The sequence below is a fragment of the Mycobacterium sp. NPDC049093 genome (assembly GCF_040704635.1).
Taxonomy (GTDB): Bacteria; Actinomycetota; Actinomycetes; order Mycobacteriales; family Mycobacteriaceae; genus Mycobacterium.
Genome location: NZ_JBEZJS010000004.1, coordinates 730,887 through 756,267 on the forward strand (window position 1 = coordinate 730,887; position 25,381 = coordinate 756,267).

At 61.3% G+C, this 25,381-nt stretch carries 19 protein-coding genes; 7 read left to right on the forward strand and 12 right to left on the reverse strand.

Annotated elements, in window-relative coordinates:
- Positions 1–62: 62 nt before the first annotated feature.
- From AB0876_RS19215 to AB0876_RS19240, 6 genes are all read right to left on the reverse strand, one after another.
- Positions 63–974 carry an arginase family protein gene (locus AB0876_RS19215; RefSeq protein ID WP_526042640.1) on the reverse strand — a complete coding sequence of 304 codons (912 nt, stop codon included), beginning with the start codon at positions 972–974 and terminating at the stop codon, positions 63–65.
- 44 nt (positions 975–1,018) lie between these two features.
- The gene (locus AB0876_RS19220; protein ID WP_526042641.1) at positions 1,019–1,684 is read right to left on the reverse strand and encodes a DUF7229 domain-containing protein; all 666 of its coding nucleotides are present in this window, start codon (positions 1,682–1,684) and stop codon (positions 1,019–1,021) included.
- Positions 1,685–1,980: 296 nt separating this feature from the next.
- Entirely contained in the window at positions 1,981–2,622 is a 642-nt protein-coding gene (locus AB0876_RS19225) for a VWA domain-containing protein (protein WP_526042642.1), read from the reverse strand.
- A 21-nt stretch (positions 2,623–2,643) separates the two neighbouring features.
- Positions 2,644–3,024 carry a hypothetical protein gene (locus AB0876_RS19230; RefSeq protein WP_526042643.1) on the reverse strand — a complete coding sequence of 127 codons (381 nt, stop codon included), beginning with the start codon at positions 3,022–3,024 and terminating at the stop codon, positions 2,644–2,646.
- Between the two features lie 45 nt (positions 3,025–3,069).
- Positions 3,070–3,321: a hypothetical protein gene (locus AB0876_RS19235; protein ID WP_526042644.1), complete on the reverse strand. Its 252-nt coding sequence runs from the start codon at positions 3,319–3,321 to the stop codon at positions 3,070–3,072.
- Positions 3,318–3,710 (reverse strand): hypothetical protein, encoded by a 393-nt coding sequence (locus tag AB0876_RS19240; protein ID WP_526042645.1) that lies wholly within the window; start codon positions 3,708–3,710, stop codon positions 3,318–3,320. The genes AB0876_RS19235 and AB0876_RS19240 overlap by 4 nt, the downstream gene beginning before the upstream one ends.
- Before the next feature lie 335 nt (positions 3,711–4,045).
- On the opposite strand from AB0876_RS19240, the gene AB0876_RS19245 reads away from it, so the two are divergent.
- From AB0876_RS19245 to AB0876_RS19275, 7 genes are all read left to right on the forward strand, one after another.
- Positions 4,046–4,690 carry a hypothetical protein gene (locus tag AB0876_RS19245; protein WP_526042646.1) on the forward strand — a complete coding sequence of 215 codons (645 nt, stop codon included), beginning with the start codon at positions 4,046–4,048 and terminating at the stop codon, positions 4,688–4,690.
- A gap of 57 nt (positions 4,691–4,747) precedes the next feature.
- Positions 4,748–5,152: a hypothetical protein gene (locus tag AB0876_RS19250; protein ID WP_526042647.1), complete on the forward strand. Its 405-nt coding sequence runs from the start codon at positions 4,748–4,750 to the stop codon at positions 5,150–5,152.
- Positions 5,149–7,401: an AAA family ATPase gene (locus tag AB0876_RS19255; protein WP_526042648.1), complete on the forward strand. Its 2,253-nt coding sequence runs from the start codon at positions 5,149–5,151 to the stop codon at positions 7,399–7,401. Before AB0876_RS19250 ends, AB0876_RS19255 begins: the two co-directional genes overlap by 4 nt.
- Positions 7,373–8,554 (forward strand): McrC family protein, encoded by a 1,182-nt coding sequence (locus AB0876_RS19260; RefSeq protein ID WP_526042649.1) that lies wholly within the window; start codon positions 7,373–7,375, stop codon positions 8,552–8,554. Before AB0876_RS19255 ends, AB0876_RS19260 begins: the two co-directional genes overlap by 29 nt.
- Before the next feature lie 37 nt (positions 8,555–8,591).
- Positions 8,592–9,293 (forward strand): hypothetical protein, encoded by a 702-nt coding sequence (locus tag AB0876_RS19265; protein WP_526042650.1) that lies wholly within the window; start codon positions 8,592–8,594, stop codon positions 9,291–9,293.
- 166 nt (positions 9,294–9,459) lie between these two features.
- The gene (locus AB0876_RS19270) at positions 9,460–10,200 is read left to right on the forward strand and encodes a DUF4268 domain-containing protein (protein ID WP_526042651.1); all 741 of its coding nucleotides are present in this window, start codon (positions 9,460–9,462) and stop codon (positions 10,198–10,200) included.
- Between the two features lie 66 nt (positions 10,201–10,266).
- A complete protein-coding gene (locus AB0876_RS19275) occupies positions 10,267–10,935 on the forward strand; it encodes a hypothetical protein (protein ID WP_526042652.1) in 669 nt (222 codons plus the stop codon).
- A gap of 20 nt (positions 10,936–10,955) precedes the next feature.
- Here the strand turns inward: AB0876_RS19275 and AB0876_RS19280 are convergent, their stop codons facing one another.
- The 6 genes from AB0876_RS19280 to AB0876_RS19305 all read right to left on the reverse strand — a co-directional run bounded on the left by AB0876_RS19280 (position 10,956) and on the right by AB0876_RS19305 (position 25,243).
- Complete coding sequence (locus AB0876_RS19280; RefSeq protein WP_526042653.1) at positions 10,956–11,900, reverse strand: hypothetical protein; 945 nt, start codon at positions 11,898–11,900, stop codon at positions 10,956–10,958.
- A gap of 119 nt (positions 11,901–12,019) precedes the next feature.
- Positions 12,020–12,916, reverse strand: coding sequence for a DNA-processing protein DprA (locus tag AB0876_RS19285; protein ID WP_526042654.1), 897 nt, complete (start codon positions 12,914–12,916; stop codon positions 12,020–12,022).
- Between the two features lie 477 nt (positions 12,917–13,393).
- Positions 13,394–14,131, reverse strand: coding sequence for a DUF8548 family protein (locus AB0876_RS19290; RefSeq protein ID WP_526042655.1), 738 nt, complete (start codon positions 14,129–14,131; stop codon positions 13,394–13,396).
- Between the two features lie 96 nt (positions 14,132–14,227).
- Positions 14,228–17,593, reverse strand: a complete 3,366-nt coding sequence (locus AB0876_RS19295) for a TM0106 family RecB-like putative nuclease (protein ID WP_526042656.1) — start codon at positions 17,591–17,593, stop codon at positions 14,228–14,230.
- A 175-nt stretch (positions 17,594–17,768) separates the two neighbouring features.
- Complete coding sequence (locus AB0876_RS19300) at positions 17,769–21,203, reverse strand: SNF2-related protein (RefSeq protein WP_526042657.1); 3,435 nt, start codon at positions 21,201–21,203, stop codon at positions 17,769–17,771.
- Entirely contained in the window at positions 21,200–25,243 is a 4,044-nt protein-coding gene (locus tag AB0876_RS19305; RefSeq protein ID WP_526042658.1) for an Eco57I restriction-modification methylase domain-containing protein, read from the reverse strand. The genes AB0876_RS19300 and AB0876_RS19305 overlap by 4 nt, the downstream gene beginning before the upstream one ends.
- Between the last annotated feature and the right edge of the window lie 138 nt (positions 25,244–25,381).

Here is a 25,381-nt window from a genome sequence, read left to right on the forward strand (position 1 = left end):
CGGTGGCCCAACCCGGGCGATTTCACACTGCCAGTGCTCCCGGGGCACATTGTGGTGCACTCTTACCCGCACCGGGCGGCGCGAGGCGATTCGCACGTCTGCGCTGAGGCAATCGTCTGGCGGTGCAGGTTGACCAGCACAGACTCAGTCAGACGAGGACCGACGTACCCTCCGGCGAGGACGAAGCACACGGGGATCCGCCGGCAGCGGCACCAGTCGAACACGAGGTGTTCGCGTTCGGCGATCATCTGCGCGGTGATCCCGGCCAGCCCGCCGACGCTACAGCCCTCGTACGGGTCCATCCCAGCGTTGTAGAGGCACAGGTCGAACGGGCGGTCTTGGGCCGCTGTGTGCAGCGCCCGGCGGATCGACGGGAGATAGTTGTCCGCGGAGGTCACCTCGGTCAGGGCCGAGTTGGCGGTGACCTCGTACCAGTCGAAGACGCTGACCGACACATCGTGCTGCGTGATGTGCTGGTCTTCGGCGATCAGCTCGGCCGTCCCGCCACCGCAGTGGGCATCGAAATCCAGGATCAGCACCGAGGACACCGCCCCCTCCGCAAGCAGCTTCTTGGCGGCGATCACCAGACCGTTGAACGTGCAGAATCCTTCGCCACGGCCATATTTCGCGTGGTGCAGCCCCGACGACAGCGATCCGGCCACATTGTCGGTCAATGCGGCACGTGCCGCGGCGAGCACGCCTCCGTTAGAACCGCACACCATGTCCCACAGACCCGGATCCCACCCGAAGCCCTGCGCCTCGGCCAAGTCGCGAGGCGAGCCGGTGCGCACCGCGTCCACATACCGGCAGTCGTGAACCAGCTCAATGTCCGCGGTGGTCAACGGCTGAGGCGAGACGAGATCAATGCCCGCAATAGGCCGGGCAGCCAAGGAATTGGCGATCCAGCCCGACTTGCGGGTGGTGTCGAAGCCGTACTCCGACACCACGTACGACGGATCGTAGAAAACTTTCATCAAGTCCTTTCCTCGCGCGATTTCGGCCGTTGTTGCTCGCTGACTTACCGTGCCTCGGCCTGCGCGAGCTCCACCAAAATCGTCGCCAGCTCGTTTTCGCCCAGGTTCCCACGTCGGTAGCACGACCGGGCCATCTCGCGGAGTACCGGAATCGTGAAACGACGCCTGCCGCTCTTGCCGAGGCGAACCGGCTCGATGATGGTCCCGTTGGGCCGGGTGAACACATTGTTTCGCATCGCCCAGTAGCACCACTGGTTCGACTTACCGAACAGCTTCGCCACTTCCGAGGTGGAGTAAAACTTCTCGCCCACCGCGTTCGCCTCGGCTGAACGGTCAGCCACCACCGCGATCGCAGGAGCATCCGCCAAGCCGTCAGCGGCAGTCAGCGCACGCTCGATCTCCGCGTCCAGCGCCCTGACGCCCGCGGCCGCCAAGACCGTCTGATCGAGGTCATCGACCGCGTGCACTTCCATCCTCAGCGCGTGATCCACGGCGCTGAAGCCGCCCGTGGTGGGTGAGGGAGCGAGTTCGCGCCCCAGCAGCAGGTCCAGCCCGTGACGTTGGAGCACCAGGCCGAGCCCCCGGAGATGCTGCTCACGACCGATATCGGCGCCGGGGAAGGGAGCCCACACGTCGCGACGGGTTTCGATCGCCCTCGTCAGTGCGCTAACGACCGCCGAAACCTTCGTGAGGTCGTCGCGCGATGCCACCTCGCCCGTCTCGAACGTGTAACATCTCGGCGATCGAGGCGCCCTTCTCGGCGGCCTTCTCCGCGAGGTCTGGCCTCTCCGCGGCATCGCGACCGCACAGCACAATGATTTCGGCATCTCTGGTGAACTGGGTCAATGCCACATCCTTTCGGGCTTGCACATGGCAACCGCCGGCGAGCCGCTCGATACATCGAGTCCAAATATGTTGCAACGTCAACCGATTCGCGGCTTGCCGGATGCTGACGTCAGGCCGCTACCACGTCTGGTTTCGGGGTCGATCCAGAACGGGCGCTGAGTCAGTCGGACAACCTGGAGCGTTGCTCGTCGCTGAACTCGGGCATGGCCGCATTCGGGTCGCGAAGCTTGCGGTTGCGGTATCCGCGGACGTTGCTGGATGCCTCGGCCCACGCCTCGCGGGATTTCCCTCGTCCGTACGTGACGGACTGCTCGCCTTTGACGCCGAGGCCTTTGCCGACCTCTACGGCGTCTTGGTCGGCACCCATGTAGAGAAACTCCCACCCGTGTTCGTTGGTTTGTTGCTCGACAAGGGATTTGATGTCGGGCCGGTGCCATTCACGGCTCGCGTTTTCGTGGCCGTCGGTCATGATCGCCACGACGACCGTGCCCGGCTTCTCGTCCTCGGGCAGCGCATCAATCTTGGCGGCGGTGTCGGTGATGAGTTTGCCCATCGAGTCCAGCAGCGCGGTACGCCCGCGTGGCGACAGCGCCAACGCCGGCACCCGATTGAGCGGAACCTCCCGGTAGACGACCTCGTATTCGTGGTCGAACTGCGCCAGGGTCACGGCGCACTGTCCGTCGGCAGTACTCTGTTCAGCGAGGAAGGCATGAAATCCCCCGATGACGTCGGACTTGATCGACTGCATCGAGCCGGACCGGTCGAGCAGAAACACGAGGTGACTGAGATTCTGATTGGCCATGGAGAGTCCTTTCCGGAAACGCTAGGAGGGCTTGGATTTTCGGCGCGGTTTGAACCGCATCGGTTCGGGTGGAGCCGCCCGCGGCAACGGGGTGTTGGCCCACTTGTCATTGCGGGCGCGTTTGACGTCCTCGGCGGTAACGCGACTGCCCGCAGTGGCGTAGGGGGCCAGCCGCGCGGTGTTGGCCAGACGTGGCCCGACCGCGTTCTCGGTGAGGCCCGCACTCTTTCCTGCTGCCGCGATTGACATTTCGTCGTCGACGACGGCGCGGGCCAGCTGGTCGTCGAGCAACTCACTGACCGTTGCCAGAACGAACCGCAGGTGTTTCAGAGATTCCGCAGCAGTATCGGCGGTTTCTGCGTGGGTGAGGTGGCTGCGAATCTTCTCGTAGGGGTTGGACATGATCCATTGTAACGCAGTTAGTGCGGCATCCGCAATAACTGCGGATTATTCATGGCGCAGAAGCCGAGCGACGCGCGCCCCGAGGATCTTGTCCGCCGGGTACCGATCGAGCTGATCGAGCGTCAGGCAGCGCTCTGGCCGCAGAATCCGGATCAAGGTCCACACCTTGGAGCGGTCGATACCTGCCCGCGCCTCCGGAAGGCTGATGGCCAGCCACTGGAGGCTCTCATCGTCGATGCGGTTGAGGCGCCAATACTCCCAGCCCTGCCTCGGCGCCCTGATCGTGTTCTTCCTCACGAGTTGGTGATCCTTTCCAGGACAGCCGGGCGATCCTGCACCACCACGACATCGGGGAACTGCGCGAGCAAGGCGCAGACGAACGCCGACCGCATGACCTTCAGATGGTTGAGCAGCTCGATGTGGCTGAGAGTTCCGTTCTTACACAACTGCTCCCAGGCCACGACGATCATCCATGCGGGCACCAACTGGGGTCCCGCTCCCCGCCCCCGCGACCGTTCGGTCTCCACCCACACGCCCGCACGGCCGAACGAGGTAATCCAGTTGGTGCGCTTGTTACTCAAGGTCTCGACGACATCGCTGCCGGCGACCACTTCGGCGATGCGGTCCAACAGGTCGTCGTCGAGTTCGACCGACCTCTTCCGAGAACCACCAGTGTCACTAGCCATTCCCTTTTGCCTCCCATCGTTAATCCGCTCGCGCTCAGGGCGCCGGCTGCGGTCAAGGCAGCCGGACAGAATGACAGAGACCACCGACAAACGGCCTTTCGGAACTGCTGAGACATGACAGACCGCCTTATCGGGACACAAGACCCGCATCCCTCGCAGCGACCCATCCCACCGCCGGAACTTGCTTCACAGGCTGGGCATGGGGATACGCAACCGATGGATCCTCGCGGTCGTCGGACCGAATCATCAGCATTTCGCCGGACGGCGCACACGTGAGGCTGACAAGATCCGACGACGAGCAATCACCCAAGAAACAACCCAGCACGGAGGACCACATGACCGCGGCGTCACCTGACCGAGCCATAACCGAGTGGTTGAGCGCGGGCCTCACCGCCGGCGATGCACAGACGTTCCTCGATGCCGGCGTCCCGCTGGCAGTCGCTCGTCAGTGGGTATACGCCGGTGTCGACCCCGACAACGCCGTCGACTACATCGAAAGGACCGTACCGCTTGACCAGGCAACCGATTTCGACAGGCGAGGAGTCGAGCCCTCGCAGATCACCCGCACCGACAGCGGACACGAGGTCGGGCTCGAGCGTTGGCAGGAGGACCCCGTCAAACAGCTTCCGGAGGTGATCGAGCCGGGGCACTTCGGACTGAGCCTATGGTCATTCGCACCGTGGAACGGCGAACATCTCGAGAGCGAGGTCTCGTTGGAATGGGACGGGAAGCACACCGCCGAATGGTCGGCGGTCAGCGGCGTCGGGCTTTCGGTGATGTCGGACGTCGCGTTCCGTGGCGTCGCAGGCTGGCCGGACGGAAAGGACCTACTGGTGGCCTACTCGCTTGACTCCAGCGACCTAGGATTCGAACGTTTCGAGGGCGGTGCGCCTACCGCGGCCAATCCGGATGGCGCCAAGGATCCTCAGCAGGGACAGAACTCGCGGCCAATGCCTCTGCTCCTGGCGACAGCGCGGTAACCGGCCATGCATGTCGGCGCAATGTGCAAAGCTGCGTCCACATCGGGGAGGGAGAACGTGTCTGTGGACGGCGTTGGACTGGGCGGGTCGGTCGAGGCGGAGGTTTGGGAACTCCTCCACGCGGACGACACGGTGACAGACGAGACTGTGTACCTCGTTGCGGCGGCGCTGCAGGGGAACGAGGAACTGGCAGAGCAGCTTGGTGGCGACGTACCCACTCCGCAGCGAGCAGATACGCCGGCTGAGGAAGGACCGGCACCGCTGCAAACGTTTCTCCGCTCGATCACCGTGTCAGGCTTCCGCGGGAGCGGCCCGAAAGCCGTGCTGGAGCTGAACCCGTACCGGGGTATCACGGTGATCAGCGGCCGCAACGGCTGCGGTAAGTCGAGCTTTGAACGGTCTGATTCCGAAGCGGTCCGGCCAGTCGAAAGTATGCGAGCAATTGGGATGGAACCTAGATGAAGACATTCGGTCGAGAATCAGCCGCCAAAGTGGAGGCAGTAGGTCGCCGGCTGATCGAATCAGGCTTCGGGAAGAGCGGTTCGCTTCTTACTCCCGGCGCCGCGATCTGGACGGTCGAACACCTTGATGAGCTCACTCGGGATTACATCGATCGACCGGACGCCGGAGAAGGTGGCTTCTTCGAAAAGCTAGAACAACAACTCGCCGAAACCTCGCCGGAGGCGGTGCAACTATTCGGTGAGTTACTGATCTTGAACGTGCTACCGATCTCGAACATGGGTGGGACCCTGAAAGTCAAACAGGTCGAAACCGTGCTCAAAATGAGTACGTCCCCTGCCGCCGTCCCGAGTGATGTCGAAGAAGCACTTCTTGCCGGGGGTGTCTTCAACGGTGGCCAAGCATTCACCACCTTCCGTTGGGCGCAGATCGTGTGGCTGATTCAACTTGCACGCCATTTCAAATCCCTTCCGGAACAGCGCCAGATGGCCGCGCTGGCTGAACCCTTGATCTTCCGTGAGGAAGTGAACGCGGTACCGACAGGCCAAGCCGCGCAACGGCAATCGCTGTTGTACCTGGCCTTTCCGCAGTTCTATCTTCCGGTCGTCAACGTCGCACATCGCAAGGCTATGCGTGATGCCTTCGTCGCCGAGTACCTTGCCGCGCCTTCGGGAGACATGGACGCCGACCTGGCCCAGATCTACGAAGCCATCACTAGTGAAGAAGGCAACCACGTTGATCTCTACGCGCAACCCTGGGTCGACCGGTGGCAAAAACCGTCGACGTCAGGGCCTGGCCCGACCGACCAGGTGCAGCATGCCTGGAAAGTACATGGATCCAACGTCAAAGCCCAAGACATGGTGCCGGTCTGGCTCCGCAAGCAGTCGATCTCGCTCGCGGCCGGCCTGCTGCGACCGGTCAACGCCGACACCACTAGAGACGAACTCAAAGCCTTCGTCGACGAGGACTACCGATCGTCCGGCTACGCGGCCCGTCAGGAGAAGTTCGACGAGTTCTACGCCTTCCTCACCCGCATGCACCCCGGCGACCTGGTCGTCACGGTCAGCCAGGGCAAGGTCTACTTCGGCAACATCACCGGCGACCTCGTATCCGTCAGTAGCAGCGACGGCCGTTCCAATCTCCGCCGTTCGGTGAAGTGGTACGAACATCCATGCTCACTCGGTGAGCTACCCGACGATGTGGCCGCGCGCCTCAACGCCCAGGGCGAAGTCCTTGACATGAGCCAGCATCTGCAGACGCTCATCGCCTTGGCCGAGCGTCGACCGCAGAAGCCACACTCGGGTGAGGTTGACCTGCCCGACGCGACCGATGATCTGGCGCAACGGCTTCACGTGGGAATCGACTGGCTGCAAGAGTGCATCGACCTGTTGCAGGACCGCCGCCAACTCATCTTCTACGGACCTCCGGGCACCGGAAAGACCTATATTGCACAGGAACTCGCACGCCACATCACCGACAAGGCGAACGTCAAATTGGTCCAATTCCACCCCGCGTACTCTTACGAAGACTTCTTCGAAGGCTTTCGCCCGCAAGGGGAGGCCGGCGGGCAAGTCGGCTTCACCTTGAAGCCTGGGCCGCTGCGATCCCTGGTCGACAAGGCAGCCGACAACCCCGACGCGGTGTACGTCCTCATCATCGATGAGATCAACCGCGGCAACCTGCCGAAGATCTTCGGGGAGCTGTACTTCCTGTTGGAGTACCGCGACCAGGCGATCGACCTGATGTACTCCTCGGACAGCGCAGAACCGTTCACGTTGCCGAAGAACATCTTCGTCATCGGCACGATGAACACCGCCGACCGCTCGATCGCCCTCGTTGATGCCGCGCTTCGCCGCCGGTTCGCGTTCCTACCGCTGCATCCATCGGAACAACCGACCAACGGTATTCTGCGCCGCTGGCTCACGGCCAAGGGCTTCTCCATGGAACTTGCCAACCTGCATGACGAACTCAACGCCCGCATCAGCGATACCGATTTCAAGATCGGGCCGTCCTACTTCATGCGGGACAAGATCGCCAACGACACGACCGGCGCCAAGCTCAAATTGATGTGGCGAACCGATATTCTGCCCCTTCTCGAAGAGCACCACTACGGTGACCGCAACGTCGATGTGCGCGCCCGTTACGGGTTGGCCGCATTGACTAAGAGTGCGACCGCCGCCCCCGATAGCGAAGATCTGGCATCAGATACTGAACCGAACGACGATGTCCCCAGCGCCACTGACTCTGACTGAGGGGGAGGCTGCTGTCCCGGTGGTCCTGACCTCCGCGGAGTACCACGCGGTGCGAAGAGTGGGAATCGCCACGGCCACACCTACTCTCAGCCCCGGTGTCTACGACGTTGCGGCAGCACGCAAGGTGGGTGCCGTGGCGATCGGAGACCGGCACTTGATTGTCCGCCCGAAGATCACCGATCTGAATCGGCTGCTCTTCCTGTTGGGATACGCACAGAATCCCAATATCTGGCGCGACGAACCCATTGGCCTCACACATGCCGATGAACTGCTCCCCGGCGTCGCCGAGGCATTCGCCCGCCTTGCCACCCACGCCCTGGAACAGGGGTTACTACAGGGGTACCGCACCATCGCCGATACGTTGCCCGTGCTTCGGGGGCGGGTCCTGGCCGGTGAACAGATGAACCGGCTGTATGGACTTCCGGTACCGATCGCCGTCGAGTACGACGACTTCACCGTCGACATCGCAGAGAATCAGCTGCTGGCGATGGCGACGTTGCGGCTCCTAACGATGCCGCGTATCAGCGAACCGGCCCGCCTTCTTCTACGGCGGTTGCGCCGCACACTCGCCGACATCACCGTGCCGCCCCGGGGCAGCGCGATCCCAAGATGGCATTCCAGCCGGCTGAATGCCCGCTACGAATCCGCCTTGAGACTTGCTGAAATTGTGCTGGCAGCTGAATCCTTCGAGCACCACCTCGGCGACGTCACCGTCACCGGCTACATGTTCGACATGTGGCGGATCTTCGAAGACTTCGTCACAGTTGCCCTGAGAGAGTCGATGAACGCTCGAGGCTGGCGAAGTCAGACTCAGGCTGCGCTGCATCTTGATGAGCTACGCCAGATCGACATGCGTCCAGATCTACTGGCGCACAGCGCTAACGGATCAACCGTAGTCGTCGATGCGAAGTACAAGGCGGAGCGGCCTGACGGCTTTCCCAATGCCGATCTCTACCAAATGCTGGCCTACTGCACGGTTCTCGGACTCGACGACGGGCACCTGGTCTATGCCAAAGGCAACGAACCGGTGGCCACACACACAGTGCAGCATTCCGGTGTGACGATTCACTGCCATGCACTGGATCTAGCAGTGCCGCCGGCGGAACTGCTGCAGCAGGTCGAGAAGTTGGCCTCGGGAATTACGGCCGCGTGATCACGTGTATTGGCAACATGGCAAGGAAGGTTTGACCGTGGGAGAAGGAACGGGTGCCCGGCTGGACACCGTCGACATTGCTGACTCCTCAGGATGGGGCGTCGAATGTACACATGCGATCGACAGATTCACCAAGGACGGCCACCGTATTGAGGTCCACTACACCGACGGCGACGTGCTCGACAGTGCCGTAAAGCACGGCGATAACGGCGGCCTCGACAGCCTTGACCGGCACACTGAGGCCAAGGTTGAGCAGCTGCGCTCTTGGCTGACGGGTCGGCCAGTCAGCGCTGGTGCGACTGTGCGGTATCCGGAGGCAGATTTCACCACGGAGCCCGGTGGGTGGACTCGCCGAGAGTTTGTGGCCGCAGTAACCGATTCCAGCGATCACGCCTTCCTGCTGCAGTTTCTATCACGGGTAGATGCCAACGCTCAGCTTCAATCGCAGGGGTCGCACGCCCGGCTGACCTTTGGCAAGCGACCAAACGGTGCGCTGTTTGTGTACCCCTTCGGGAGAAGATTCCCCCCGTTCAAGCTCTTGGTTAAAGATGGGCGGCTCATGGTCGCGGGTTGTTGGAAAGGCAACTGGACGGTCACGGGCCATTCCGGATTCGCTGAAATCGCAGCACTGTTGGGTCAGGACGAAACAGGGCCAGCGAAGGCGGTAGCGACCGCTGGCCTCGACCCCGATGAATTGTGGGGAGTGGGGGATCGAGTCTCGGCTGCGGTGAATCGGTAGCCGGGGCATTGGTGTCGCAAACCGGGTTCGTGAAAGCTTCAACTGATTCGAATGCATGATGGTGCATAAGGTGTGGAGGTTGACCAGGTGTTGCCTCGGGGCGTCAACCCACAGACACAGGATTGCCAGCGTACGTTGTTGCAAGTTACCGGATAGGCACTAACCGATGGCAGAGCGAACTGTAGCGCGGCTCGACACCGTGGATATCGCCGATAGTTTTGGCTGGCAGGTGGATTCAACGCAAGATGTTGACACCTTTAGGAAGGGCGCCGTTGTCATCGAAGTTCGGTATGCAACCGACGATGACATTGAGAGCGCGGTGAGGAGCAGCTCGGCAGGTGACTTGGTGACCCTGGGCGAGCACACCGCCGCCAATCTCGACCAACTGCGCGCGTGGCTTGGCGAGAATCAGCTCCAAAAGCAGGTGGGCGAGTTTGCCCGCTCTGCAGGGTCCACTGACCACCGAACCCAGCTCTATAAGAACTTCTGGCGACAGTTTCGCAACCGAGTGGCAGCTGAGCACCCGGACTGGAAGGCGCGAGCGGGCACATCACGAACCGCACCGAACTCGACTCTACCCGGGCCTGCCGCTCGGACGCTATTCGTCTCGGCATTCAAACCAGGGCCCCTGCGGCTTGAGCTCGCGTTCGTAGACCCGGATCCTGCGGTCAACCAGGCCCGCTTTGCGGCTCTGAATGCGAGGCGCGACGAGCTCGAGCGGACGCTCGGGCATAGCCTGCTGTGGGATGAAATGACAGGCAAAAAGGACACGCGCGTATGCATTGAATCGTCCTTCAGAAGCATCGATGATCACGAGCAGTGGGTCGCGATGATGGATTGGTTGATCGAGAAGCATCTGCGATTCAAGGAGGCCATTCGAGCGGTCGGCGGTGTGGAGTCGCGGTAGGGCATTCACCGAGGGGTGGGTAGAAGTCGTGTTTCATATCTAGCGGCATCGATCGGAAGGCACGAAATGGGCGAAACAGATGCAAGCAAAGTCCTTAGGACGCTTGATAAGTCGATCGAAGCTGCGGGCAAGCTGGCCCGTCAGCGCGTAGTAGATCTACGTCTCAAGCATCCCCAGCTGTCCGACGCGCAGCTGCTCAAAAAGGTGAACACCGCATTCACCTCGGCAGTTACCACGACGGGCGCTGCAACAGGGGCATTAGCTGCTGCTCCCGGGGTAGGAACCGCTGCGGGTCTCGTTGCGGCGGCGGGTGACACTTCTTGGTTCCTTGCAGCGGCGTCGGCGTACGTGCTGAGCGCAGCAGAGCTTCGTGGTGTACAAGTCGAAAGCTTCGAGCATCAGCGAGCCTTGGTGTTGATGGTCCTCGCCGGTGGCGGAGGGTCTACGTTCTTCACAAAGGCGGCAAGTCGCACTGGTCCGCATCTAGGAAAGATCGTCACAAATGCAGTCCCGCTGTCGACTATCCAGTCGATTAACAAGATTCTCGGTGCCCACTTCATCACGAAATACGGGACGAAGAGGGGGATCATCGCGATCGGAAAGGTGGCCCCATTCGGCGTCGGCTTCGCCATCGGCGCGGGCGGCAACATGGTGATGGCTCGCGGAGTCATCAAGACTGCCGGGATGATGTTCGACTCGGCTGACGCGCTGAACCAGGCTGACTCCGGCAAGTGAGTCGCAGTGGATCAGCGTGACTAGAGAATTCTCACCTCACGGGTATCGGCACTGCCGCGCTGTCGCCGTCCTCGCCGGTCCACCCCGCCGTTCTTCACCATGCCCTGTAATAGTTTGGACACTGTCTCTGTTTGGAGATCGAACGCTGTAGCCACACGGTCAGTGATGTCGCAGCATCGGTGCCAATGCCCGTCGGCGACGATGTCGAGGATCATGCGGCACGCTGGCGCAATACGGCCGGGCGTATCCCAGGAGAAGCCGGGCCAGGGAATTGGCGTCGGGCGTGTGGACGTGCGCGCCTTCGACATAGCCAACGAAGGCGGACATCTGCCTGCGGTCCATGGGCACAGGGAAGGATCGTATTGCCGCTCGCGGATGTCGTTGGTATACGTCCATCGCCGGTATCCGCCGCGGGGATCTAGCCATCGTGCAACGGTCATTACCGACACGGTGTGCGCGCCAGCATGTTTCAATGCGGTCGCGACGGAGGCTGCGTGTCCGCCAGTCGTCCAGGTGTCATCGATGACCATCACGTGGCTCCCGGCCGAAACGGGAGTTTGCACGTCGTAGAAATCGGGTTGCACTTCTCGTCGCTGCGCATCGGTAGCCTCTCGCGAGGCCATACTCGCGGAGATCACTATCTCGTCTTCGACATCGAGTAGGCGAAGCAGGATCCGATGAAAAGGATGCTCTTCGCCGATGCGTTTCAGGGATGGAACCGTCGCCCAGTATCGTGTTGCGTTTCCTACGAGCGCGTCTGCGCAGTTGCGGTGCAGCAAACCTATGGCGGTTACGGTTGCGACAAGCTGAGTGTCGGCGGGCGTTGCCTGAGGTTGTTTGTAGCGATGCATCAGTGCGCCGCTTTCCAGGCCGGTGCAGCCGTAGATCATCGAGCCGACGAGATCCACGGTGGCGGATCCAGTGTTCGTAGCGCAGCGGTCGCAGCATGCGGCGTCGCCGTTCATCAACCCGCCACGACACACTTCGCAGGTACGCCGTGGGATGTGAATTGCGTTGTGAAACTCGTGAACTGTCGCTTGAGCAACGTACGCCTCGAGTAGGTCCTGCGTCTCACGCTCGCCGTTCACTCGGCATCGCCTGCGTTGGGATCCCCACACCTATCGGGCAAGATCTGTCCGACTATTTTGGAGAGCTCCGTCAAGCTGGCTGCCCTGTACACACCAGGAACCGAAAGTAGTTGCTGAGCCCAATTATTGGCGTCAGCGACGAGATGAGTCAGGATCAGTGGTCGACCTAGCTCAACCGCTTGTCGGGCGAGGTTGCGAGCCCCGCTGCGCTCTCCAGCTTCGACCACGATTGCAGCAGATGCGTATTGTGCTATGGAGGTGTTCCGGAGCAGAAAGTTGGGCTTCTGGGGTGGGGCCGTTGGCCAGAACTGTGACAGGAGCAGGCCGCGTTCGCCAATGGCATGCTGTATCTGGCGATTCGCCGCCGGGTAACTCTTGCTGATGCCAGTGGCGATGAAGGCCACGGTGCGTCCCCCGTTGCGTAGCGCGGCCTCGTGTGCGGCGGCATCGATTCCAGCGGCCAAGCCGGAAACAACGGTGAGTGATTGTGCTACGAGGTATTCAGTGATCGCCGTCGCCAACCGGACACCATGCACTGATGCATTACGTGAACCAACGACCGCTATGGCGGGATCGTTGTCTTTGAGCTTTCCCTGGGCGAACAGGAACGGCGGAGTATTGGCGGTGCCGAGTAGAGACCGCGGAAAGCTGACGTCTATTGCGCTGAGAAACCGAAGGCCGGTCCGATCCCATGCTCGAAGATCTACTTCCGCTTCTGCGAGTGGCTCACCCTCGGCACTAATGGGGAGCAAACCTTCAGGATTGTACTTGCGCCAGATTTCGACGGCACTGCCACTAGAAACCACCTGTTCAGTAAGGTTTCGCCATGTCAGGTTGCCTGGCCGGGTGCGGAGAAGGGCGACAAGTGCCGCGTGTTCTACGACCGAGTCCAACTGAATAACCTCTTCTCCGATCAGCGTCCGTGCACCTTGGATCAAGGGCCCCGCACTGCCTGCCGAAAGTCTAGGTCGCAAGGGCTGCCGTTGGCGGCGTCATCGGCTACGTGGCCGGTAATCATGACCACGACGCACACCGCCAGCCAGGCCGGGCCGATGATGACCAACGTGGTCGATAGTCAGTTGATGGTGGTGCGCTGCAGCAGTACTGACGCGGCCCGTCGCCGGCCCACGCTGTTGTCTGCCCAACATCGCACGGGTGGCCGACGAGTAGGGAATCCGCGTGGCCGACGACTTTCAGGTCGGGAAGCGGTTGCTTGCGCTCGACGGGGCCGATATCGGACTCATCGCCGCTCAAGCAAGCGTGGGTGGTCTCTGGGCCAGGCGCGCCAATGTCCGGCACGCCAGACGAAGTCGTGTTGGGCCGCCCGCCTCGGGCCTCTGGCGTGAGGGCTATCACCGCGCACTGGGCGTTCAGCCGCCCGCGTCATCGGCTTGCTCCAGGACGGACTGCTGTTCATCATCGGGATCGACGGACACAAGCCGGCCCGACTCTTTACGCCAGATGGCGTGATCGAGATCAGTTGCAGGCACACCCATCAGCCGCGCCACTGCGCGGACAAGGGATGCAGCGGCCTCCGGTGACAGCTCCACTTCGTCGAGTGCCCGGCTGACAAACCGGGTCACCATCCGGTCAGCCTTGACACCCGGGAGGCCGGCAAGCATGAGCGCGTAGTTCCAGGTGATGCCGGACGACTGCGCTTCGATGCGGGTCCACAGCTTCTTGGTCGCCCGTCGTTGAGCTTCGTTGCCAGGTTCCAGGGCGCCGCGGGCTCGCAGGTCATCGGTGGTGCGGACACCGTCGTCGTGAAGATTGCGTGCAACCTGTTGGATGACGGCAGCTTTCAAGGAGGCGCCTTTGCGCGTCGAGGCCGGCTTGTGGTTGCCGATCACGCATGCCCAGCCGTCAACACCACCACAGGTGTCGAACGTGGCGAGCAGTTCCCCGGTCCCGTCGGTAGTCGCCGCATCGCCGCGATAGCGGCGGTAGCGACCGACGACGTTCCGAACGCTGGCGTAGTGGGAGCCAGTCGACTGGATCGAATCGATGATGCACAAGGCCAGCCCCTCGTGATATCCCTCAGGTCGGAACCAGCGTTCGGGGCTGCCCAGCACCTCACACGCCGTCGATGGCCGATCAACATCGTCCACGCACCCACTCCTTACCCCTGAACACAGCGAGCACCAGCGTGTCATCGAAGTACGACATTGCTTAGGCGTTTGGGATACGGAGCCGCGGCGGTGCGGTCATGCGGCCGGCGCTCCTGCCTGACGAGTTGCGTGCTCAACGAAGGCATTGAGTGTCGCGAGTAGCCGCATGTCGGCGACCGTGCGCGCGCGGGTGTTGAGCAATTGCTCGGTGCACACCAAGTAGGCGAGACAGCGAGCGCGGCTGACGGCCACGTTGAGGCGATTGCGGGAGAAGAGAAAATCCATCCCACGGACCGCGTTGTCGCCGCTCGACGTCGTCATGCTGAAGAACACGACGGCGGCTTCCTTACCCTGGAACTTGTCCACGGTTCCGACCGGCACGCCCGCGATCCGCGGGTCTGCGGCGAGGCGCTCCCGGATGGCGCGGACTTGGTCGTTGTAGGGCGCGACCACCATGAAATCTGTGACCGTCAATTCCTTCTCGGCTCCGTCGAAGTTTACCCAGGTGGTCCCGATGAGCTGAAGCAGCTGTGCCGCAATCAAATCGGCCTCTTCCATCGAGCTGGTCGTATTTCCATCGTGCGCCGCGGCAATCCAGCGCAAACCTGTTCCCGCCGTGGTGGATTGCCGCGCACAATTCGGGTGGTACGTCAGTCGGCCTTCGTAGATCTGCTCCGAGATGAAAGCACACACGTCGGGGTGCATCCGCCACGTTGTCGACAGGAACACGCCGCGGTCGTTAGCCAGGGTGACATCCTCCCCCACCACGTGTTCGAGCACGCTCCGTCCACTATCGCGCGGGTGCGAGGCCTGTGCTACCTGCGGCAGCTGCAGTGGGTCACCCAGGAGGATCAGATTGTGGGCGGTGCGCGACGCGGCCAACGCGTCGGCGAGCGATAGCTGACCGGCCTCATCGATGATGAGTACGTCGACCGGCTCCTGTGCCATGACGTTGGAGGCGAAAAGCCATGCCGTTCCTGCGACGAGGTTGAAATCCGTTCGTGCACAGGACGGATTGTCACTGGCGAGCGTCACGCCGGCCGGTGCTCCGGCACCAGCGGCCGGTTTCTGAATCGCACGTAGAGCATCGCCATTCCCGTGTTCTTCGAACACTGCAATCACTTTCTCCAGCAGGTGGGTGATGGCGACGTGGCTGGTGGCTGTGATTCCGACTCGCCGGCCGGTCGTGATCAATGCGTAAATCAGGTGAGCCGCATTGTGTGTCTTCCCCGCACCAGGTGGCCCCTGAATCGCGACGAAACTGTGGTCGAGCTGCGTCACCCAGCGCGCCATCGCGTCGAGGTCATCACTGAACACGCCACCTACGGGTCCAGGCCCAGCGAAGCGTGGCAGCTCACGACTCAGAAGCGCCAGCGTGACGCGGTTGGCTGGGCGTCCATCGAGGATGTCGTCCGCAAATGCCTGCAGGGCAAGCGCCTTCGGTTTCGCGTCCACCCAGTCGTCAAGGACAACCGATCCGGGAGGGGCGGGCAACTCACGCAACTTTTCGCCCCAGGTCAAGTCCACTTCATTACCCGTTCGATCAAGTCGCTCGATGCTGGAATACAAGCGGTTCCCATCCTGGTCAAGCAAGATTACCCGGCCTCCGTCGCGAGGAAAACGCTCCAGGGTCTGGTCGGGAAACCGGAACCGCATCAGCGGAGTGATGGGTTGGCCACGTTTACCGGTCCGCTCGATCAGCTCAACGCAGGCCAACTCCGCGATCACTTCCGGATCTGCCAGCAGATCGGCGGGCTCGGCCTGCAGTTTGAGCATCCGCGGGACGATGTAAGCCAACCACTCTCGCCACCAGTAGCCCAGCAGGTCGCCGAGGAAGAACTGGAGCGTTCCTTCGCCGAACTCATGTAGTTGCACGACACGTTCGTTGAGTTCGGGAACACCCGGCTCTGGCTCGATCACCGCATCACGGAAGGGAAGAGCGGCCGGGCGATGGGCGAGCAACCAGTCGCGCAGCGCCAGAGTCGCCCGAACGTCGTCCTCGTTGTACGCGGCGATGGCACTAAGTTCCGCCTCGTCGCGCTGGGCCATGAAGCGCTCGTACTGAACCACTGCGCCGGCACCCTTGTCGATGTCGTGGCTGCGCTCGTACTCGGTGAGTCGCTCCACTGACTTCAGGCCGTACGACTCGGCGCCGACCTGAAATCCATTGAGGATGACGCGGTAGAGGTCGACGAACGCTCCGGTACACACCAACTCGGTCAGTTCCGACTCAACCACTCCATGTGATTCCGCCATGCGTTGCAGGGCTGAACGCTCGGTGTGGTTGTAGTGGTAGACGTGCATGTTGGGAAAATCGCGGCGTCGTCCGTCGAGATAATGCACCAACTCGCGGACCGCGACGGCCTCCTGCTTCAGGTCGTGCGCCCACCAGGTGCGATATGACCAGTCACCCTTGTCGTCACGTTCCACGAGCCCGAACAGAAAGAAGAGGCCGGAGTCGGCACGCCAAAAGGGATGGCCCTCGAAGTCCAGGAAGACGTCGCCGTCATCGGGTGCAGGCATTTCCTCTAGCCCGCGGCCCCATACGGGCTCCTCACTCGGGGGAACTATCGAAAATGGTGGCGGCACTTCGAGATCGGAGTGGGCCTGCATTTGGAGGGCGGCCTGTCCAACGAGCCTGGTGAGCCGATTGGCATTCATTCCCTCGACTGGCTCCACAACCTGCGCCAGTTGGGTCAGCGTCGGTAGCTCCGCCTCCACGAGCGCAGCGATTTCGAGCTGGCGAATGCCGGCGACGTAGATCAACGAGTCCTCGGCACGCCATCGGTCCTCGCACACGGCGTTGAACTCGCAGAACGGACAGTGTGCACAGGGCTGCGGGACGGTGGTTGAGTCCGGTCCGGTGTCGATGGCCACAGCCAGCTGGGACCGTAGTCTGCGCCAGTAGGGACGAAACTCATTGACGCGCAGTGTTTCCACTTCGCCGGAGCCCAGCCAGATGTGCACTCGTTGAACCGGCGTGCCCGTGAGCGCCTCGATTGCCTCGGCGTAGAAGCATAGCTGCAGCACGTGGCCGGGCTTGGCCTCGGTACGGGTGAGTTTCGCATCGACGGGTTCGTACGAGATCGCGCCGGATTCCGGGTCGCTGACGCGGATGACGAAGTCCGCGATGCCTCGGATGCCGCCGTGAATGAACGGCATCTGGTACAGCACATCCCAGTCTCCACCGAACGGGCTTCCGACACGGCCCACCCAGTCACCGAACTGTTCACGCGCGTCTCGCTCCGGGACCTCCAGAATCGACAATCCCTCGCGCCGATAATGCTGCAGGCAGTCTTGCTCGTGGACCAGGCCCTTGTCCGCGAGTAGTCGAGCGAAGGAGCCGAAGATCGGCTTGGGGTCATCGACGAGGCCAGCATCCACCTGCCCACGCAATGTCAAATAGTGGGCGCAGTTGAGCCACGCAGTCAGCTTCGACGGGGTGATCAACGGCTGTGACATGGAGCCTCTCGATAATCAGGTTTGGGGAGGTTAGTCGTCTAGAAGGGCGAGAACCGCGACTTCAACCACGCCGATCGCTCGGGGGAGTTAGCCTCATTATCAGAACTATTCAAGCAGAGCAATTGTTGACTCCCGCGGCGCCAAAAGGACGGAGCCCTCAAACAATGCGCCATCGCTACGTGACGCTGGGCTTGCCCTTGACAGCCATCCAAGCGACAAGGCGGACTTCCTCTAGGTTGACGTACGGAAGCGGTTCTGGCGGGGGCGGGACCTGAATTCCGTATTCATCGAGAACGGCCTTAACGAGAGTGATTTGTTGTTCATTCGTGTTGCCGTCATTCAGAGCGCCACGAACCTCGCGTGCGACCTTTGCGGAGGGAACGGCGCCCAGGCGTAGGCGGAGTTCGGTCTGTTCCTCGGGACCGAGGAAACCGCCGGCGCGGAGCACGAGGTCTGCCGCATCGCGAAAAGCCTTAGGGACATCAGGCTGCAGGTTCAGAGGATCAGTCAACAGCTCCCACGCCTCCCACGCAGATTCGCGGGCCACCGCCCAGGCGTCGAATGCCTTGTCGTAGACCTCGTCGGTCATCCAGCGGTCAATGTCTTTAGTGCCAGGATCGGCCGCGATGAGCGAGGCGAGTGTGTCTGTGAAGACGGCCGGTTCCAAGTCCTCGGTGACTTCCACGCGCCACTCTTCGTCACATCGGACGTATCGGAACCAAGGCTGAGGATGGTCAGCCACCTTTACGCAGAAAACGTAACCATTGCCATCTACCCGCGGGTTCTCGAAGCCAGAGCCCGATCCATACGGCAGATTCTTGAATGCTGCTGACAGGAGCGGATCCTGTTGAGTTGAGTTAAACAGCCTGCGCCGATATTCCTCGCCGGAAAGTGCAGCGCTCGAGCCGCCAAGCTTTACGAGCTCCTCGATCTGCTCGACAGCCTCGTCAGGGTCGGCGAGGATTACGTCAGGTGACGCAGCTTGGCCCGGCAAGACGTGACCCGTGCCGACCGCAGCCGCCGCCTGGGCGAGTTTCTCGACGAGGCGAGTTTCGAGTCCGAGCATCGCATCGAGGCGCTCAGCCGGGAAGAACACACCCAGTTGCACTTCTTTGAAGTGGGAGCCAATGCGGTCAATGCGACCGTGGCGCTGCACAATTCGCATGGGATTCCATGGGAGGTCGAAGTTGATGATGTGTCCCGCCTGTTGCAGGTTCACGCCTTCCGCCAGTACATCGGTAGTGAGCAACAAATCAAACTCATCTTTAGCTGTCGGAGTGCCGTCGTCGCGCAGACGTGAGGCCGTCTTCGGGGCGAAACCCTCAACGGTTGCTGCACGACCGCCCTGGTCGACGCCGCCAGACTCGCCACGTTTATGGATCGACTTGTAGGCGCCCATGATTGGCGGCGCTAGCCGGCCCTTGTAAGCGGCGAGCGGTGAATCGACGGACGCCAAGTTGATAGCTTTCTGCACCTCCTCGTGAACTGCGACGATCGTGTCGGAGTACGTGGAAAAGACCAGGACCTTCCGTCGGTCCCCACTACTAATGCCGTCCTTGTCTGGTCGCTGCGCGGCCCTCGCGATGCGTTCGAGCTCGGCCAAGAGTGTTTGGACTTTAGGCTCGGTGTCATGGATGGCCGTGTCCGTCAGTGCGTGCAGATGCTGGAGCAACTCGAGATCAGCGCCAACCGCAGCAGCTAGGGCATCGGTGCGATATTGGTCCGCGCGTTCCGCTTGATCCCTGCGGTCGAGGTCAAGATCAGCCACGTACTGGTCAAGGTCGTCGGACTCTGAGGAACCCCATTCGCGTAACGCGTCGCCGATGAGGACCCACCCTTTGCTGAGCGAATCGAGGAAAGTTTCGTGCGCGGCGATAAGCGTCTCCAGCGTGCTCTTTAGCGCTTGCGGTGATGATTCCAACCGCTTCAACAAGGCTGAGCGGAGCAGTCCTGCGTTGGAGACTTGATACCCGAGCGCTTGACCAGTGAGAAGGTAGGCACTTGGCGTATATCGAGCCAGAGTCAGTTTTAAAGGGTCAGGTGGATCAGTGGGCTCAGGCGGGTCGAGGGCGTAGATCATCGAATCGACGAGGTTAAGGCCGGCCCCGTCAAGGTCATAGTCGATCCGTCGCACTTTGGGCGCGGGGAAGCGAATGAATTGAGGTTGACCATCCGGGCCAATAATTTGCTCGTTCGGGTAATGCTCTTTGACGAACTTGCGCGTGCGCCGAACCGCGACTTGGTCCATCAGATCGAAAAGGTGGGCCGGAGTTAAGTCCTGTGGATTTAGCGCCTGCGCATTGCGAATGTACTGGCGTATAGACGGGATACCGACAGAAGCGAAATGAGCGTCGTCCCGGACGAAATAACGGATCAAGACTTCAAGGTCAGTCAGCGAGTTATTGACCGGCGTCGCGGTAAGTAGCACGACTTTCTTCGGGTGCACCCCATCCAGAATCACCCGGTCCACGGCCTGCGAGCGCGCCGCGCCCGCGTTGCGCAGATTGTGGGCTTCGTCGACGACCACAAGCGCGAAGTCCTGGACCTCTGCACGAAAGGAGGCATGTTCGGCATGCGCGGGGTCCATCCGGTCACGGACCTGTTCGTACGAATACACCTGAGTCAATCGGGAAAATCCGTGCTTCGTGAGAAATGGTTCCCACATTGACTTCACGAGTGCGGCGGGGGCAATAACGAGTACGCGCTGGCGATTCACCTCGTTCGCTTCATGGATGACCTCGCCTGCGAGAAAGGTTTTGCCTAAACCTACTTCGTCTGCGACGAGCACTCCACCGAGTTCATCGAGTAGGCGTCGCATCCGGGTAACGCCGTCCGATTGGAAGCGTGTAAGCCTGCCGAAGGTCCGTGCTGGAGTTTTCTCCTCGTCCAGGTGCTCGGCGTAAAGCTCCCAGAGCATCCGGAGGAATACCTCCCAGGGGCTGTGCGGTGCCCACTGGCCTGCGTAGAGAGCGGCGAGGTCGTACGAGTCTGATTGGTCCCAACGCGCGTTGAACCAGTCGATGACCTTATGCGCCGCGGGAGTAGACGCTAGCGTTCCGAGGTTGAGCTCGGCGTTGTGGGCGAGCCCCGCGTAGGTCATGTTGGACGAGCCGGCGATTGCGGCATCGAAGATGGTGTGATCGACGATGTAGGCCTTGCCGTGCAAAAAGCCCTGTGTGTAGCGCCGAACTTCGACTCGAGCCCCGCCGTCGTCAGTCATGGAGCGGAGCCACTCGACCATGCGTTGAGCTGCCTGTGTCGACTCTCGCTCGAAACCCATCGTGTCACGTTCCGACTTAAGCCAGGCCTCGTGCGTGGTGACCGCCTCGTGACGACGTTCGTCCTGATCGGCCGAAGCTGGCGGAGTGAGCGCTCGGACGGTTTCCTCATCTGGCTCAGCTCCGAGGAGCAGGCGCACCCGAGGTGCTTGCTCCAGCTCATCTGCCAGAAGAATGAATCCACCGGGGTTGATGTAGGCCGTGACGATGGCGAGCGGTGGAGGGGTCGCGAGGTTTTCCCGCTGGATCTTGAACAGACGATTGACCTCGTCTGCGACGCGAAGTCCGTCAGGGCCGTAGTTGGTGGCGAAGTCCGGGAGCCCAGCAGTCATGCCTTGGTCCTCCAGGTTGTGAAGTGCTTCAAAACGGCAGCGAGACGTGGCTCGTAACGCCAACCCCGATGGAAGGTGGCGAACACATGCTCTACCTGGTGCTCGGTAAGCCCGTAGAGCAAGGAGACCAGGGCATCGAGCTCAGCGATGAGATCGTCTTTGTCTGCTTGCCTTTCCACAGATCCCACAGGCACGCCAACCTCGGCCGCCCAATCAGCGAAGCGGCCATCGATTGCTGCGAGACGGCCAGCGACCTCAACGGTCCGAATGCACAACGGGGAACCGCCGTCGAACTCAGGGATAGGCAATCCGTTGAATATGTGAAGGTTCAAATGGAGTTCCACATACAAGCGGGCGTACCAATCAAGAGGAATGGACGAGAGCACAGCGAGCAAGAATGATGTTTCGCGGGGTCCTCCACTGCGCACCAGGAGGTACGGTGCGCTGTTCTGACAGATCGTCTCCGGTGGGATCAGCGCTGCAATACAGGTCCGCGTGTCCGTTGCTCTGGCCACATCTCGGAATGCGATTCTTGGATGGTGAAACGGCAAAGTCGACCGGTCGGCAACGATCTGATGTGGAAGACCATGAAATGCCGACCGTGCCCGCCGTACTTGATTCTGACGTTTCGTGAAGAGGGCGTCCTCGACTGTCTTGGGATCGGCCCACGCATACACTTCACCTGTTTCGGGTTCCCAGATGTTGAAACCACGGCCAGGGCAGACGGGGATGCGTCCCTTGCCCTCGCCTGCGTCGAATGTGGAACGGTCGTTGGTGGCGTGGAACTCGGCCACAGGGCGAAAGTCCCAGCCGGGCCTACGAGTATCCAATCGTCGCGCCCCGCGCATTTTCCTGAATATCGCGACCGACTCGCTGTCGGGGAGATTAGGAATTGCTGCGCCGGCCGACGCAGCTTCCAAAGTCTTGAACGTAATCGCACCGAGGTTCGACTTGCCGGCGATGAACTTACCGAGGGTATGGAACGGGCCAGCTAGCCGCAACTCACCGTCGCCGTCGTCAACCTTGGCAACTGAAATCATGCAGAACGAATATTGAGGGTGTGCGCCTTTGAAGACCCACCGTGCTGAGTTTGTTAGGACGATCAACTCAGCAGATGTTGTCGAAAGTGTTGCCTTCCGCCACTCAACACCTCCAGCGCTATTGAACAGTGTTCGTGCGGTGATAACTCCCAAGTACCCTGAAGTACGTAGGAGTTGCCAAAAGCGCCACGCGAACGCTTGATAGAGGTCGATATCTCCCGTACCCAGGCCGGGATAAGGACCAGCGAGAAGCACCTTGCGCATAGCAGCCACTTCCGCCACTTCCCGTTCAAGCTCCGGCAGCAAATCAGCGCGGTCGGTCCGCAGCCGCTTCACTTCTGCGCGTTGAGCAGCGGCGTTGAGGCCGAGCAACCCGGGGCGTGCACGAAGCCAAAACTTGGGTTCTTCAACCTGGAGTTCTTCATAGGGTGGGTTGCCAAGGATGACATCAAACCCAGGGTTGTCTCGGAGAAATACTTCGGGAAATAGGTACGGCATGTGTGCCGGCTTTAGCTGCTCGTGAATCTCATCGAGCAGCCCACTTGCAATATGGGCGTCGATGTCGGCAGTCGCCATGATGGAGCCCGCAGAGATTCGGCCAATCCGGGTTGCGACTGCAGTATCGAAGATGTGGCGGGTCGGCTCTGCCGCTTGTCGCGCTTGCGCGAGCAAGGCCGCTGCCTCAGCCACCTGCTGCTTATCAGCTTCGCCTGCGTCGGCCATGTCGGTAAGCAGAGTTTTGGCCGAGATCAGCGAGTCCGTAATGACATCGTCAAAAAATGTCTGTTCCCCCGGGCGGCGACCGGGCTGGAGCGCTTCGAGTGCTTCCTCGACGGTGCCTATACCGGTCAACGAGTTTGCACAGACCAGACCATGATCCAGGTTGCTCATGGGGAGCCCGGGGACAAACGTGTGGATCCACATCGCTAAGCGGGCAAGCTCAACGGACATGTCATTGACATCAAGTCCATAAATGCAGCGGCGCGCAATCTGCCGGCGAAGTAGCGCCACATTATCGACTTCGGACTTCGCCACCTCGTCATCACCGAGCGCGTTCTTCGCCACTTCAGCAAGACGCAGGAGCTCACTCTGGATGCCAAGCAGCGAGTGCTCAGTAAGGAAGTTGCGCATCAACGCTTCGATCTTGTCGATCGCTGCGACAAGAAAGTGCCCTGATCCCATTGAAAGATCTGCGACGCGGAAGTCGAAGAACAACCGTTCCGCGGCTACTTCGTCACCATTCATTAGGAGCTCGGTGACCTGGGCTAGATGCGCTTCAAGAGCTGGTGCGAGCGAGCGTTCGATCAGATGGTCGACGACGAATTTGGGCGTGAAGTAGCTGCCGGTTGCCTTTCGCTCGCCGCTGGCACTGTGGAAGTAGACAGATCCGGCGGTCGCCTCCACCGGTTCTCCACGCTTAGCTGGCACCCATGCCCCGTTAGCATCAACTGTGAGGTCTTGCTCGGCAACGGATAGGGACGACTCAAGCAGCCCTTCGTAAATCGTCCCGAACTCGCGGACCGAGAGCGAACGGAAGTCGACGGGGCCGCGGGTGCCGTCTTCAGATTCGTCGACCAGAAGATGTTGCAGCGCTGGACCGATAATCGCGTCGGGCAGCGTAAGGGTCGCGAGGATCGCTCCTTCTTTGCTGATAGCAGGATCCCCGGAAAAGAGGCCCCCGTTGTACGCCGGAACTTGCCAGAGCTTGTTGCCTTTGTCGATCGCATTCCAAACCTGCGCAAGGTCCATCCAGAGCTGACTGCCGTCGGCGCTGAAATCACTTGGATCAGTATCGAGGTCCCGCTGCGCCGCGGCCTTGAGCGAATTCGCGTCGTATCTCTCGTTTCGTCCCGAGGGAAGAAGCCCACGGTCCTCTGCGTATGCCTGGAACAGCAATCGGAACAGGATTCGCAGGGTCACCCGGTAGGCGAGATTTAGGCCTGGGCCATCCAGGGGATGTCCCTGGGCCGAGAGATGTTGGGCAACCGCCGTTGCAAGTGGTGGAACGACTTCGACATAGATGCGGTCGCGAAGACGCGCTCCAAGCGCACTTGCGAATCGAGCCGACTCGTCTAAGAGCTGGTGCGCACTGCCATCGGGTTGGACGGCTGCAGCCGAAAAAACCAGGGGAAGCAGCGCGGCGTAGTCCGAGTCTAGGGCAGCCAGGTCGAGTTCGAAGTAGGTCTCGGTCTGACCCTTTTGGCCAACGCCCACCCCGTCCCTGCCGGGGTAAATGCGGATCTGGTCTCGGCGCAGAACAATCAGCCATGGGATTTCGCGACTCATAGCGACTTTGAGACCGAATGCAACCGGCGATAATTGGAAACGCTGTGACGTCGCCTCGAAATGCTCAGTGTCGTCCAGGACAACTGCCACCGCTGACGGCGGGCCGCTAACGCCCGAGAGAATTTGAATCCCTCCCGTGGCCTGTTCGGACTTGAAACTGAGTGCCTGAATCAATTGCGCCCCACGTTTGGTGAGAGCGGCGGCCGCGACCGCAGTCGCTTCCCCCCAGTCCGGCCGGTGCGGAGCATTCTCGCGCAGGTGATGAGACGCAAATAGACCAGAGTTGGTGACGCCTGGAATCATCGTTGTCTCGCTCGCGTGGCTTAGCGAGATCATTCGGTTGTAGGCAGATTGCGTGTTCGGTTCCTGCAGCACGGATTGCAGGTACCGCTGGGCAAGCTCGTGCGGGAGTGGATCACGACTCTGTTCCGTGGAAGGTCCGATCAGCCATGCGACGGAGCCGTTAGTAACAGCGATGACGGTTGGCGTCGTGCCCGTGCCGGCACGGAGTCGATAGAGGGCGCGAAGGTCGCCAAGGCTGGGGGCTGAGCGGCCGGAATGGATCGTGGCCGTGGCAACTTGGAAGCCCAGCCCGCCCGGGCCCGCCGGGTCTGGCCCGTATAGAACTTGTTCGAGGGCGACCCCCGTAGGGAGTGAGGCGCCAGCCCGCCACGGCTGCGCGCGTTTTGCCTGCAGTTGAAACCCACCAGTCACAGACGCAGCCTATTGCGAGTAACCGACATTTCCGAGTGAGCTGGGCAGGTACGGCGTGCCTCCGATCTGCCCACGAATTGAACTGGGTCGGGCTCTGGTGCACCTTCGAACCCGGTGGGATTGAGGTCCTCCATGTCG

Bases quoted from the DNA above. Each gene is read 5' to 3' on its own strand.
- AB0876_RS19275 (WP_526042652.1), top strand. From the start codon at position 10,267: ATGGGCGAAACAGATGCAAGCAAAGTCCTTAGGACGCTTGATAAGTCG.
- AB0876_RS19255 (WP_526042648.1), top strand. From the start codon at position 5,149: ATGAAGACATTCGGTCGAGAATCAGCCGCCAAAGTGGAGGCAGTAGGT.
- AB0876_RS19225 (WP_526042642.1), bottom strand. From the start codon at position 2,622: ATGGCCAATCAGAATCTCAGTCACCTCGTGTTTCTGCTCGACCGGTCC.
- AB0876_RS19300 (WP_526042657.1), bottom strand. From the start codon at position 21,203: ATGACTGCTGGGCTCCCGGACTTCGCCACCAACTACGGCCCTGACGGA.
- AB0876_RS19230 (WP_526042643.1), bottom strand. From the start codon at position 3,024: ATGTCCAACCCCTACGAGAAGATTCGCAGCCACCTCACCCACGCAGAA.
- AB0876_RS19240 (WP_526042645.1), bottom strand. From the start codon at position 3,710: ATGGCTAGTGACACTGGTGGTTCTCGGAAGAGGTCGGTCGAACTCGAC.
- AB0876_RS19295 (WP_526042656.1), bottom strand. From the start codon at position 17,593: ATGTCACAGCCGTTGATCACCCCGTCGAAGCTGACTGCGTGGCTCAAC.
- AB0876_RS19245 (WP_526042646.1), top strand. From the start codon at position 4,046: ATGACCGCGGCGTCACCTGACCGAGCCATAACCGAGTGGTTGAGCGCG.
- AB0876_RS19280 (WP_526042653.1), bottom strand. From the start codon at position 11,900: ATGAACGGCGACGCCGCATGCTGCGACCGCTGCGCTACGAACACTGGA.
- AB0876_RS19270 (WP_526042651.1), top strand. From the start codon at position 9,460: ATGGCAGAGCGAACTGTAGCGCGGCTCGACACCGTGGATATCGCCGAT.
- AB0876_RS19260 (WP_526042649.1), top strand. From the start codon at position 7,373: ATGTCCCCAGCGCCACTGACTCTGACTGAGGGGGAGGCTGCTGTCCCG.
- AB0876_RS19215 (WP_526042640.1), bottom strand. From the start codon at position 974: ATGAAAGTTTTCTACGATCCGTCGTACGTGGTGTCGGAGTACGGCTTC.